This is a genomic window from Blautia sp. MSK20_18 (assembly GCF_020553125.1).
In the GTDB taxonomy this organism is placed as follows: domain Bacteria; phylum Bacillota; class Clostridia; order Lachnospirales; family Lachnospiraceae; genus Blautia_A; species Blautia_A fusiformis.
On the sequence record NZ_JAJCGR010000005.1, the window covers coordinates 105,523 to 118,638 of the forward strand.

Below are 13,116 nucleotides of genomic sequence, written 5' to 3' on the forward strand. Positions count from 1 at the left end.
GAATCTCTTTTCATTCTTTTTTTGTGCTTACATTTAGGTTTCGGCATAGTTGCATGCCACAACCAGCTTCGGCTGTTGATGGATAAATATTATTTTAAGAAAGGTGGATAAGAATATGAATGAAGCAAGAGTGTATGCAGATGGATTTGAGAGATCCTTTGCAGAAGTAAAAGATCTGCTGGAGTTTCTGGCAGAGAGAGGGAGAAATGCCAAATGGATCAGAAAGCCAACGAATACGTTACGGCTGGCACCACTGGAAAAGGAGGCTCAAAATCTGGATGCGGCAGATGCATCCATGGAAGAAATTTTGGAGGATACAGAGAAGAATACGCAGCTTGTACTGAAAATGAGAGGAGAATCCTATCCGGTACGTGACTGTGCCATCCGCACCATTTTAAGCCGCGCAGGTGTCAATGGAGACGGGCTTCGCAAGCTGGATAAGGCAACATATGCGAAGGTAGTCAATTACTGCCTGCGGGTTGCAAAAGGGGATGCCCTGATTAAGATTGCGGACGGAAAGGTTTCCGCAGTACATGGCGGGGATAAACATGATTATTGCATCCTTGATATGAAAGCCATGTTTGAGACAACTTGCGAATATCTGAATCTGAATTTCAAAGGCAGTGTTTACATGGAGGGCTCTGGTATCTATGACCATTCCATTGTATCTGCCATGTGGAAGCTCGGAGGAAGTCAGGAACTTCTGGATACTTACCGAAAAGCACTGGATGCACACGGAATGGATGAGAAGATCCTGTCACCGGCACTTCGTTTTACCACATCTGACGTGGCAGCGAGCGGTGCAAATCTGTATCCGATGCTTTTGACAGACGGACCAAACGGCGTTATCAGTCTGGGAAGTCCAATCAAGCTGGCTCACGATAAAGGGGCAACGATTCTGGACTTCCGGAAAAATCTGGAGCAGGTATGCGCCCGCTATGTGGATGCGATGAAGAATCTTACTCAGCTTATGGACATTGAGATCCGTAATCCGGTGAACTGCCTGAAGCTGCTGATGAAGGAACTTGGCATTAAACAGAAGATCCGGAATGAGGTGGTGGAGCTATTTGTATCCCAGAACGGGGAAGGTGCCTGTACGGCACATGATCTTTATTATGCCATGAATGAAGCCTCCTTTTTTGCAGCCTGTGAAGGAATGTCCGGACAGGGCATCCTGAAGCTGGAGGAGGATATTACGAAGGCGCTTATAAAAGACTGGAAAAAATATGACGTTTATGGAGCAGTCAAATGTTAGGAGGAATTGGAATGAATAACAAAGCAGAGTATACACCGGAAAAGGTTGTGGATATCAGTAACCTGTCAAGAGAAGACTGGTTGGAATACCGCAAAAAAGGAATCGGCGGCAGTGATGTAGCGGCAATCATGGGGATCTCTCCATTTGCCACTATCCGGGATCTGTTTTACAACAAAACAGGTGTGCAGCCGGTCATTCAGGAGGAAGAGGAAAGCAACTGGGTTGCCAAGGAAGTCGGACACCGGCTGGAAGATCTGGTGGCAGAAATCTTTTCCAAAAAGACCGGACTGGAAGTATTTCCGGTACGTGTCATGTTCCGGCATCCATTATATCCGTTCATGCTTGCAGATGTGGATTTTTTTGTTCGTATGCCGGATGGGAAATTTTCGATTCTGGAATGTAAAACCTGCAATTATAATGCGAAAGATAAGTGGGCTGATGAGGGTATTCCAGCTCATTATGTGCTGCAGGTAAGGCATTATCTGTCTGTGATGAATATGCAGAAAGCCTTTATCGCATGCCTGTATGGAAATAACGAGAATGAGTTTGTGTATCGCACCATTGAGCGTGATCTGATTGAGGAAGAAGACATCATTGATCAGGAAACGTATTTCTGGCAGGAACATGTATTGAAAAATGTAGTACCGCCGCATAACGGGAATTCCGATCTGGTTCTGGCAAATATCCGTAATTATGGTGGTTTTGCAGACAAATCTATTCCAGAAATTGTGCTTTCCGGTCTGGAATCAAAAAATCTTGAGAAGTATCTTACCCTTTCGGAGGAAAAGTCACAGTTGGAAAAACGGAAAAAGGAAATCGAAGCAGAACAGCGGGCAATCAGTGTTCCTTTTGTGGAACAGCTGGGGCAGGGCTGCAAGGCAGTGCTGGAGGACGGTACGAACCGTTACCGTATTACCTATAATCCGACCAGACGTACTTCGGTTGGGAAAGACCAGATGGAGAAGCTGAAAAACCAGCATCCGGATATCTATGAGGAATATACAAAAACAACGGAGAGCCGTACTTTCCGAATTAAGAAGGAGGCGGCGTAATGAGAAAACCAAATGAACGGATGCGGATAAAAAGCTGGAGGGATATAAACAATGAGGTGCAGATTTAAACATAAGATTTTCCAGAATGAGGAGAATGGGTATACGATTGCCATATTCACCACACAGGATACGTCTGTCCCCCTGTCAGCCAGAGACAAATATCTGGCATCCCGGAATATCATCGGCTTCTCAGCGATTGGATTCGGTCTTCCGCTTACAGACGAGATTGAGCTTGAGATGGAAGGCAGATGGGAGAGCGGAGAGCATGGAACTCAGTATCAGGTGGAAAATTTCATGGAGGTTGTACCACGGACAAAGGAGGGTATCTTAGGATACCTTTCTTCCGGTGCAGTCAAAGGTATCGGTCCCAAGATGGCAGATACTATTTTCCGGAAGTTTGGGCTTCAGACACTGGAAATCATGGGAAACAACCCGCAGGAACTCTTGAAGATCCGTGGAATTTCCGAGAAGAAGCTGGCTGCTATTGTGGAGTCCTATGGAAAAAACCAGGTGTTCCGGGAACTGATGACGTTTCTGGCGCCTTTTAAGGTAACACCCAAAAAAGTGAATATGATTCTGAAGAAATTCGGAAATGAATCGGTGGATATTATCCGGCACCGCCCTTACATGCTGAGTGCAGTCAAAGGCTTCGGGTTTCTGACTGTGGATGCGATCGGAAGACAGTGCTGCTGTGCACTCAATGATCCCATGCGGATATCCGGGTGCATCGGACATATCATGAATCAGGCAATGAAAGAAGGACATCTGTTTAAGCAGCGTCAGGAGGTTATGAAGGAAGCTCTGGAAATGCTGAACCGGGATCTGCAGGTCATGGCAGTATCGGAGCAGGATGTCAGTCAGGTGCTTTACCGGCTGGTGCTGCAAAAAAGCATTGTTGTGGAGGAAGAACGGATCTATTCTATCCGGCAGTATGAAGAAGAAACACAGACCGCTTCCATGATAGCCAGACGGCTTTTGGAGAAGCCGGTTTTGCTGTCCATTGAACCGGAGCTGGAAAAGGCACAGAAGACACTGGGGATCACGCTGTCAGAAACACAGAAACAGGCAGTGCGAATGGTGTTTGCACATCCCATCAGTATTATTACCGGAGGTCCCGGAACCGGAAAGACAACGGTTCTCAAGGTGATTCTCTATATCCATCAGGCGTTATGCAGGTCAGAGGTACAGCTTATGGCTCCGACCGGACGTGCGGCAAGACGTATGGTGGAGAGTACCGGCTGTGAAAATGCATCCACGATGCATCTGGCCCTGGGGCTTTTGGGAGATGATACGGATTTTGAACCGGATTTTGAGTACCTGTCTGCCGGATTTCTAAATGTAGATGAGGTGTCCATGGTGGACATGCATCTTGCCTATGAATTTTTCCGGCGGGTTAGCAGACATGCCAGAGTCCTTTTAGTCGGGGATAAGAACCAGCTCCCATCCGTAGGAGCCGGGGATGTGTTCCGGCAACTGATTGCCTGCGGGCTGATTCCGGTCACGGTACTGGATCTGGTTTACCGGCAGGGCGCTTTGAGCAGCATCCCTTATAATGCAAAACTGATGCAGGAGAATAAGACTAATCTGAGCTTTGGGGAGGATTTTCAGTTCATTGCCTGTAAAGGAGCAGATAAAGCGGCAGAAATTGTCCGGAGGATTTATCTGGACGAGATTGCAAAAAACGGCATGGATCAGGTACAGATCCTGACTCCGTATCGGAAACGCAGTGCTGCCGGAGTGGATGAATTGAACAAATCTCTGGAGGATTTTGTAAATCCGCCGATCGCAGGGAAGAAGGAACTGCATATCGGCAGTCAGGTGTTCCGGGTTGGCGATAAGATTTTACAGAATAAAAATACCGAGATGGCGAGTAACGGCGATCTGGGCAGGATACTGGACTGTATCACGGATGAGGATGGAAATGCCAGGGCAGTGATCGGATTCTCGGACGGGCGGCAGGTGCAATATGAAGCTGACCAGATGGAAATGATCGAACATGCAAACGCAACAACCATCCATAAGGCACAGGGTTCCGAATGTCCGGTTGTCATCATCCCTTGGGTGAAAGCCTTTTACATGATGCTGAAGCGCAATATTCTCTATACCGGAGTGACCAGAGCGAAAAGCAAGGTTTATCTGGTAGGGGAATGGGCTGCAGTCTGTCAGGCAATCCATACGGATGACAGCGGGACAAGGAACACCATTCTGAGTGAGCGGATCGTACAGTATTACGATCAGTATCAGAGTGAACAGAAACCGGAAATGGAGCAGTTAAAACTTGTTGTTTAAAAATATTTTTCAACTTTTGAAATAAGCGGACTATTACTCTTATATAGGGGAACGTCTGCTTTTCTAAATGAAAGGAGCAGAGAATGAAAGAATTATTGTATAAGAAATCAGAGGCAGTTGCCGCTTTAAACCGTGTGGATGGCTTCCATCCGATGGAACTGGCAAGAAAGATTGGAGAAGAAGGGCAGGAGGAGCAGCTTTATCTGGATGTGAAATACCGGAAGCTCTGGTTTCGTCTGGTCAATCCGGCAGGAAAGATTATCAGCCGGATTATCACTTTCACAGAGAACATGGCAGTTGTGGAAGCACGTATCTATTTGGATAAATGTGATCAGGAAGACAATTATGTAGCCAATTCCTTTTCGCAGAAATTCCGGAGCGATGATCCGAAGTTTGGAGACAAATTTTTGGAAATGGCGGAAACAGCAGCTGTAGGAAGGGCATTATCGGATGCCGGATATGGTGTGCAGTTTGCGGATGTGGGAGAGGAAAATGATCCTGCACAGGTAGATGCCGGAATTCCATATCAGAACCCACAGATGCCAGATACAGGTGTTATGGAAAATGCTGCCATGCCGGATTCGGGTGTCATGCCAAATGCCCCTATGCCAACTTATGGAGAGATGCCAGGCCAGTCGGAATATGCAGGCCAGCAGATGATGAATCAGTTCTATCAGCAGGCACAGGCGGCTGGAAGCACCATTTACCATGGCAGTGGACAAATGCCTGGTTACGATTCTGCTCCGGCTGCCCCTACGCCGCCAAAGACCGGACAGATGTTGCAGGGAGCATTACAGAATCTGGATACGTCCCTTCCGGTAGAAGAACTGATGAAACGCATGAACTATGAAATGGCAGTCGGGACTGTGATTCCGGGAAAGGGAAAATACGGCGGAAAGACCATGGGACAGGTGGCAGTTGAAAGCCCGTCAACGATCCAGTGGTTTGCCGAGCAATATTCCGGACCGAACAATCTGGTTCCGGCGGCAGCAAAGGTAATTTTACAAAAAGCAATGCCGATGGCTGGTTAAGGAAGAACCCCGCAGAGAGCTTTTTTCTGCGGGGGAAAGGAGGAATATACCGGGATGTATTATGATATGTCTGGGTTTGATTATGGAATACTGGATGTGGTGCAGGTGCTGCATCTCAGAAAGCGGCGGGGAAACTATTATGACTGCCCGTTTTGTGGAGAGACGCATGGAAAACTCAATATCAATGTGGAAAAGAATGTATTCCGGTGCAACCGCTGTGATGCGTCCGGGGGGATGCTGAAGCTTTATGCGGATTTGCACAATGTTACACTCTCCGAAGCAAATCAGCAGATCCGGGAAGCATTAGGAAAAGGAGAATACCGGACGGATTATATCAAAGCAACGCCGGTACAGGAAGAAAAGGCAACGGCAGAGCTTGCACCCATAGAGGAAATCCATCGGACGTATCAGAGAATGCTGTCCATGCTCACGCTTAACAGGAAGCATCAGGAGGATCTGCAAAGACGGGGATTAAAACCGGAACAGATCGAAGCACAGCGTTACCGGAGTGTCCCGCTGTTTGGAATGAAGAAGCTGGTCAAAAGGCTGGCAGAAGAAGGATATATGGTGAAAGGCGTGCCGGGATTCTACCGGGATACAGACGGAAACTGGACGATTAACTTCAAAGCAGAAAACTCAGGAATCCTGATTCCCATAGTTTCTTTGGACGGGTTCATCCAGGGTTTTCAGATCCGGGTAGATCATGTGACTGACACGAAAAAATATATCTGGCTGTCCAGTGTCAATTATGACCAGGGAGTTTCCTCCGGAAGTCCGGTACATGTGATCGGTGATCTTGCTGCAGAACGTGTCTATCTGACCGAAGGAGCCTTAAAAGGGACCATAGCCCATTATCTGTCCGGCGCTACCTTTGTGTGCGTTGCCGGAGTGAACCAGTACCGGAATCTGAAACCGGTGCTGGAGCGGATGAAAGGATATGGGATGAAACAGCTTTTGGAGGCGTATGACATGGATAAGAAGATGAAAGTAACCTGTAATCACCATGACAGTAAGTGTGCGGTCTGTTTTGAGCGTTCTCCTGTTATCTGCCGGCATAAGGCGGAGAAGCGGAGGATTATCCAGAACGGCTGCAATAAGGTCTATGAAATCTGCCGGGAGCTTTCCCTGCCGATGAACCGGATGGTCTGGGATATGGACGAGAACGGGGAGTGGAACGGGAAACTCAAGGGGATTGATGACTATTTAGCTGCCATCAAACAGAAGGAAGGAGCCGGAGCACAGACTTCGGCTCTTCCGAAAGGAGAACAATCATGAGAAAAAAAGGAAATACGGTGCTTGCAGGACTCATTATCTGCCTGTTGTTTGTTTTTCTCGCAGCGGCAGGAAAACTCTTTGGTGCTTATCTGAAGTATCAGAAAGGGGACGTAAGTTACGAGAAACTGCAGGAATATGTTCAGAAACCAGAGGAAGAAGAATCACCGGAGCCTGAGAAAGAGAAGGAGGAACCTCAGAGCAGGTATCTGGAAATTGACTTTGCAGGTTTAAAAGCGGTTAATCCGGATGTTATAGCGTGGATTCAGATTCCGGCACTGGACATTAGTTATCCGGTGGTACAGGGGAAAGATAATGCATATTATCTCCATCACCTTTTTTCAGGAGAATCCAATATCAATGGGAGTATCTTTGTGGACTGTCATAATCAGCCGGACTTTACGGATCAGAATACGATTGTGTACGGGCATAATATGAAAAACGGGAGCATGTTCGGAACTCTGGATAAGTACCAAGACCAAGAGCTATTTGAACAACATCCGGAGTTTTATCTCTATTTGCCGGGAAAGATCCTCAAGTATCAAATCTTTTCCTGCTATGCGGGAAGAACCGGGAGTGAGGGATATAGGTATCATTTCCCGGAAGAGGAAGATTTTCAGATATTTCTGGATACGGTGTCTTCTTATGGGGATTATGATACCGGCACCGAGCTGTCGGTAACGGATCGGATAGTTACGCTGTCTACCTGTGTCAATTCCAGACGGAATTATCGCTATCTGGTACATGGAAAATTAAGCAGTGAGATCATCACAGAGGAATAAAAGAATCGTGCTGGTGTGAGAAGAAATTTCTTATGCCAGCTTTTATTATGGGAGGAAATGTAATGGGAACAGCATTGGTTATGGAACATGCAAACGCACTGGCACAGATGATAGTCAGTGAAAAGGACAAGTTATTTGATGAAAGAGTGGAGGCTCTTGTAAAACTTTATAGAAGGGCGGAATTTTATCTGAAGCAGGGATTTCTGGAGAGCATCGTCTGCGAGTTCCATCGGAAGAAAGTGGAAATGATTATGCAGGCGGAAACAAAAGGAGAGATTACGGAAATACTGAAGTTATCAAAACCGCATTTTGACGGGAAAAAATTTGTCTATACCTCTCCGTATGCTGTGGAAGAGGAAGAGCTTCTCCTTTGGCCTCTGACATCACTGCAAGGTCCACTCCGGGATGAAGGGTATCGAAGATATCGGGAATTATTTGAGAAGTGCCTGCCGGAGATGGCAGAAAAGATTCCGGCGTAGAACAATGGCATAACAAAGGAACGAAAAAACTATCTTTTATTTTACTGTAATTTCACTCTTTATTGAATCTGCAATACTTTACAAAGTTTTTTACGGAAAAATGCTTCGGATTAATATACTTAACACCAGTATCTATCAGCTTAAATTTTGAATAACCAAACACCAGTGTTTCATTATTCACAAAAATCGTCATCTATCCAGAAAGCAGGTAAAATATGTTCACAATAATCAGAGTATTTTCTGCATTCAATACATTCTTCATCTAAAGAATCTACGCCGACATAATGAATATGATAATCTACAGTATCGTTTACAAATCTTTCAAGGAAGATGTTCAAAACAAAGGCTACTCTATCATCACAATAAACATAACCAATTAAATTCTTATGAATGATACAGTAAACGAGATAAACACAGCGTGTATCAACGATGCAGTTGAAATTGTATCCAGATTAAAGCCTATTTATACTTTAAAGCATGCACGGAGACAGCAAGAAGACCTATTCCTGTACGGAAGAGGTCTTCCTGTCCTTATACTAAAGTTAATTGGTATGCTGAAGTCCCGCAAAAGCAACATTTAATTTACCTCCAGATTACCGCTTTTAAGAGATAGATAATCGGAACTTCCGCTAAGCAGATAGAAAAAATATTCCCCTTTTTCATCTGGTGAGAAACTATATTTTCCACTCAGTTCATCGAACACTTCTCCTTCATACATTATCCCGTCTTTTACATAACCGATAATCAAATCTTGGGATACTGTAATGTCTGATTTATATTTATCAAACGAAATGACTATATTATCTTTATCAGTTAGTTCCCATCCCTTTCCATTGTCTTGTGTAAGTACACAAAGTGAATTGTTGATTAGAATTATTTCTGGAATGATATACATTTCATCTGATTTATCAGTAGGAATCTCTACTATTGATGATGGTATGAAATTAGGCATCAGACTGCTTTTAACAATTCTGCTTTCAGGAAATTCTGATGAAGATTTGGCTAATTCCTCAATATCAACAACTTTCCCCTTTTCATTGGTATATACACCGTCTTTTAATATGATGTAGCTTCTATCATTGGTTTCTGTCCCGATTAAATGTCGATTGCTGTCATCAATTAAAGCCGATGTTAACAGATGACTGATTGCAGCATATACAGGCATACACAAAAACACTGAAACCACAGTTACAATAATTGCAGTTCTATAAGTGAACTTTAAAGGCTTATGTTTTGAAGCTGTTTTACAAAATACATTTTGACGTATCTTTTGTTTGGAATATTTTTTCAGTATTTTATTGCAATCATGAAAATACACTTCCTCAATAAAAGATTCATCAATTTCACTCATTAACTCATTCAAAGAAAATTTTACAGTCTTCATATCTAAATCCCTTCTTTTCCATTTTTAGTTTTAATTTTTTACGTCCGCGTAACAGTTTGGATTTTACTGTAGATTCTTTTAATCCGGTTTCTTCTGCTATTACAGCGATTGTCTTAGTGTAATAGTAGTACGAGATAAAACATTTTCTTTCGTCAACTGATAGTTCATATATGCTTTCTTTTAAGCATTTGATTACTTCTTCTTTTAACGGCCCGTATTCAATATGTTCGTTCGTTCCAACCTGAAACGCATCTTCGTAATTTTCAAAATGCATCTTAGAGGTTTTTCGTAATGCGTTTTTTGCCATGTTTCTTGCGATTGTTCCTAAATAGGGTTTGAATGTGCTGTAGTTATCTGTATCTAAATCTGCACTGTAATTCCATAGAGCTACAAAAACATTAGACACGACCGCCTCCTTGTCTTCATATGGCAAAGCACTTCCAATAATATTCTCGACTATGTATACAACATATCTGTAGTATTTGTTCATACATATTTTTAAAGCGCGCTCATCTTTATTTTTTAGTTCGAGCATCAGTTGTTTCTCATCTATGTTAAATAACATGCTTCTACCTCATAAATTCAGTGAATACTATAGCAGTGGTTTAATAATGGGAATGTGTATTTTCAAAAAAGGGAACCGAGAAACCAAGTTAAAAAGCTTCAATTAAAATCAGGATAAGTACTCACCAGCACTTGAAATATTTTCCACTATTAAAATGTAATAGAAAATGATTTGATTGTAAAGGCATCAGAGGACAGATTAGTTACCATGCCGTAATAGTAATCTGTTGCCTGTGTCGTAAATCCTGAACGCAAACCACTTGCTGTAATCTCACGCACAAATTCTGATGAAGGTCCAGCTACGTATGCGCGTACTCTTGAACGATGAAAAGCAGAACGGCTCAAAGTGTAATTTATAGTTATGTATCTGCCGCTATTACAATAAAGTCCCATACTGTTATTTGATGGTGTTAATATGGCGACTTCGCCATTTTTCAATGTGATTCCGCGCCAAGTATATCGGGCATATGCATTTGGAATAACACCTTCTTCAACAACTTTCTGCAGGCTTTCGTTAGCAAACACAGTGTACTTCCATTCAATCATATTAGGGTCATCTGTAAGCGGCTCTGCTGCAAAAACATTAACACTTAGCGACAGCATCATAACGAGTGTTAGGATAAAACTGATTATTTTTTTATAAGCCTTCATATATGTACACGACTCCTTTCCAAGGTTCCCTTTGTAATAAGATACACAGTAAATATTGTAACGGTTGCATTTATTTAAAAAATTAAAAAAGATAATTTTTAATTTTTGTTTTTTGAATTTTTTGATTGGTAAAATAAGAAAATGGATTATAAAGAGTTGCACTCTAGGTACCTCCTACGTACAGAATAAGTATCAAATACAAAGGAGTGAAATCATTATGATTAAAAAATTAAGAGTAGCCGTGGATCACGGGAACCGGAACATGAAAACCTGTCATTTTATCTTTACCACAGGACTGACGGAACAGGATAAAAAGCCTGCCAGGGGAGAGAAGTATCTGAAATATCAGGGAAAGTATTATACCCTTAGTGAGAAGCGGATTCCGTACCAGAGGGACAAGACGCAGGACAGCCGGAACCGATTCTGGATTCTGACTTTATTTGCCATTGCAATGGAGCTGGAGCAGAAAAGCCAGATCCAGCCGGAGGATGTCATTCAGGTGGAACTTCCGATTGGGCTTCCGCCGAAGCATTTTGCAGAGCTTTGTGAGAGATATGAACGCTATTTCAAAGGGGACGGGAAGGTGCAGGAACTGTGCTTCAACGATAAAGTCTATCACCTCTGTATACAGAATGTAATGGCGTTTCCGCAGGATTATGCAGCCATGATGACGAGGATGATGGAAATCCGTGAGATTCCGAAAGTCGTAGGGATTGATATTGGCGGATTTACTTCTGATTATCTTCTGATGAGAAGTGGCAGACCGGATATGGATTATTGTGATTCTCTGGAAAAAGGTGTGATTACCATGTATAACGATATCATTTCCAGTATTAACAGTGAATATGACATGCTTCTGGAGGAGGCAGATATCGACAGTATCATCAAGGGAAAAACGCAGTATTATGAGGAAGCTGTTGTACAGGCAGTAGAAACCATGGTTCAGAATTTTGTTACCGATCTTCTGAACAGCATCCGAGAGCGGGGCATTGATACAAAATCTACTTATACGGTGTTTATCGGCGGCGGAGCAGTGCTTCTGGAACGATTTCTGGAGCAGGCAGACCGGTTGGGAAAACATACCTTTATCCGGGATATGAAAGCAAATGCCGATGGATATGATCTTTTGTATCGCATGACACAGGCTGGAGTGTGATTTTATGGGAAAGAAAAATCCGTTTGTATTCACTATTGGTTTTGATAAGTCGGATCCAGATCACGTGTATGTGACAGAACTTCTGAATACGACAGAGAAAAAAGCAAAACTGATCGTTGCGGCAATTCTGGCATATACGGGAAGAACGGATGAGACAGGTAATGGCAGTATAAGCATGGAACCGGATATGCTCCGGCCAATGATGCAGCAAATCATCCGGGAAGAAGTAAGAAAGGTATTGGAAGGGCAGGACGTTTCTAAGATAAATAGAGAAATGCCCACAGAAGTTGATTTGATGGAAGAAGAACCGCTGCGGATGGATCAGACTATGAGACAGAATGTAGTGGATGCTATCAGTGCATTTCGCAGGGCATAAAAAAGCAGGAGAGATACACATGCTTATGGCAGTGTACTCTCCTGTTCTTTGTATCAGAATGGGAATAGACAGAAAACTCACAGACTATTCACAGATTACTCACAGATTGTCTTTGTATAATGTGTAGATGATGAAGGATACGGGAGAGCCTTAACTTAGGTTCTTGAATCCATCCAGAAGTCCACGCAGTGTAGAAAGGGCAAGCTGTTTCTGCTCCTCCGGGCAGGAATTTAGTTCTGCCATGATTTGCTGCATGGTAGAATCCGGGTTCGTTTTCTGGTTAGAAAATATAGCATCTATGGAAATATGTAAGTAAGTTGCCAAGGCATAAAGTGTTTCCAACTGTGGATTGCCAATATAGTTTTCAATATCAGAGACAGTCCGTAAAGAAATCTTTGCCTGTTCCGCAAGGCTGTTTTGCGAAAGATTGCGGCGGAGACGTTCTTCCCTGACTGCATCTCCCAATAATTTTTTCACCATCTATATCACCTCACTTAATGCATATATTTTATCGTAGATTAACACTATACGAAATGCGTTAAAGTGCGTTATGATAAGCAGGATAACACATGCACAAACAGAGAAACATGGAAGTAAGTACGACAGACATGAATGGACAGCATAAGATAAAAGCCAAAGAGGAACTGAATCTGTTAAAAAAATCTTATCCATACAATGTGTCGGAGAGAAGTTAGAATATGCAGTATATGAGATACTATCATCGCATATCCTACACAATTACATAGAAAGAGAAGTATCGGCTGGACTACGAATAGAGTGGTCCAGCCTTTCTTTTTTTCGAAAAAATGAAGGCAGTGTCACGTT

Annotated in this window: 14 protein-coding genes; 10 read left to right on the forward strand and 4 right to left on the reverse strand. The window is 43.2% G+C overall.

Annotated features, from left to right (window positions below):
• Positions 1-115 precede the first annotated feature (115 nt).
• The 7 genes from LI091_RS04750 (at position 116) to LI091_RS04780 (ending at position 8,160) form a co-directional block, all read left to right on the forward strand.
• Positions 116-1,255 carry a hypothetical protein gene (locus LI091_RS04750; RefSeq protein ID WP_005333353.1) on the forward strand — a complete coding sequence of 380 codons (1,140 nt, stop codon included), beginning with the start codon at positions 116-118 and terminating at the stop codon, positions 1,253-1,255.
• The gene (locus LI091_RS04755; RefSeq protein ID WP_265190895.1) at positions 1,249-2,307 is read left to right on the forward strand and encodes a lambda-exonuclease family protein; all 1,059 of its coding nucleotides are present in this window, start codon (positions 1,249-1,251) and stop codon (positions 2,305-2,307) included. The genes LI091_RS04750 and LI091_RS04755 overlap by 7 nt, the downstream gene beginning before the upstream one ends.
• Positions 2,308-2,358: 51 nt before the next feature.
• Complete coding sequence (gene recD2, locus LI091_RS04760; RefSeq protein WP_265190896.1) at positions 2,359-4,596, forward strand: SF1B family DNA helicase RecD2; 2,238 nt, start codon at positions 2,359-2,361, stop codon at positions 4,594-4,596.
• An 83-nt stretch (positions 4,597-4,679) separates the two neighbouring features.
• Entirely contained in the window at positions 4,680-5,627 is a 948-nt protein-coding gene (locus LI091_RS04765) for a hypothetical protein (protein ID WP_117470434.1), read from the forward strand.
• Positions 5,628-5,681: 54 nt separating this feature from the next.
• Positions 5,682-6,902: a CHC2 zinc finger domain-containing protein gene (locus tag LI091_RS04770; protein WP_117537025.1), complete on the forward strand. Its 1,221-nt coding sequence runs from the start codon at positions 5,682-5,684 to the stop codon at positions 6,900-6,902.
• Complete coding sequence (gene srtB / locus LI091_RS04775) at positions 6,899-7,681, forward strand: class B sortase (RefSeq protein WP_265190897.1); 783 nt, start codon at positions 6,899-6,901, stop codon at positions 7,679-7,681. Before LI091_RS04770 ends, srtB begins: the two co-directional genes overlap by 4 nt.
• A 62-nt stretch (positions 7,682-7,743) precedes the next feature.
• Positions 7,744-8,160, forward strand: a complete 417-nt coding sequence (locus LI091_RS04780; RefSeq protein WP_265190898.1) for a hypothetical protein — start codon at positions 7,744-7,746, stop codon at positions 8,158-8,160.
• 577 nt (positions 8,161-8,737) lie between these two features.
• Here the strand turns inward: LI091_RS04780 and LI091_RS04785 are convergent.
• The 3 genes from LI091_RS04785 to LI091_RS04795 form a co-directional block, all read right to left on the reverse strand.
• Entirely contained in the window at positions 8,738-9,544 is an 807-nt protein-coding gene (locus tag LI091_RS04785; RefSeq protein ID WP_005333388.1) for a hypothetical protein, read from the reverse strand.
• Complete coding sequence (locus LI091_RS04790) at positions 9,516-10,109, reverse strand: RNA polymerase sigma factor (RefSeq protein ID WP_005333389.1); 594 nt, start codon at positions 10,107-10,109, stop codon at positions 9,516-9,518. The genes LI091_RS04785 and LI091_RS04790 overlap by 29 nt, the downstream gene beginning before the upstream one ends.
• Before the next feature lie 149 nt (positions 10,110-10,258).
• Complete coding sequence (locus LI091_RS04795) at positions 10,259-10,759, reverse strand: hypothetical protein (RefSeq protein ID WP_021650057.1); 501 nt, start codon at positions 10,757-10,759, stop codon at positions 10,259-10,261.
• Between the two features lie 217 nt (positions 10,760-10,976).
• Here LI091_RS04795 and LI091_RS04800 point away from each other — a divergent pair, with 217 nt between their 5' ends.
• On the forward strand, positions 10,977-11,915 hold the full coding sequence (locus tag LI091_RS04800; protein ID WP_020436706.1) for a ParM/StbA family protein: 939 nt from the start codon (positions 10,977-10,979) through the stop codon (positions 11,913-11,915).
• A 4-nt stretch (positions 11,916-11,919) separates the two neighbouring features.
• Entirely contained in the window at positions 11,920-12,291 is a 372-nt protein-coding gene (locus LI091_RS04805) for a hypothetical protein (RefSeq protein ID WP_005333400.1), read from the forward strand.
• A gap of 150 nt (positions 12,292-12,441) precedes the next feature.
• Here LI091_RS04805 and LI091_RS04810 read toward each other — a convergent pair whose 3' ends face one another.
• Entirely contained in the window at positions 12,442-12,771 is a 330-nt protein-coding gene (locus LI091_RS04810; protein ID WP_005333402.1) for a helix-turn-helix transcriptional regulator, read from the reverse strand.
• Positions 12,772-12,860: 89 nt separating this feature from the next.
• Here LI091_RS04810 and LI091_RS04815 point away from each other — a divergent pair, with 89 nt between their 5' ends.
• Positions 12,861-12,986: a hypothetical protein gene (locus LI091_RS04815; RefSeq protein WP_265190899.1), complete on the forward strand. Its 126-nt coding sequence runs from the start codon at positions 12,861-12,863 to the stop codon at positions 12,984-12,986.
• The last annotated feature ends 130 nt before the right edge of the window (positions 12,987-13,116 follow it).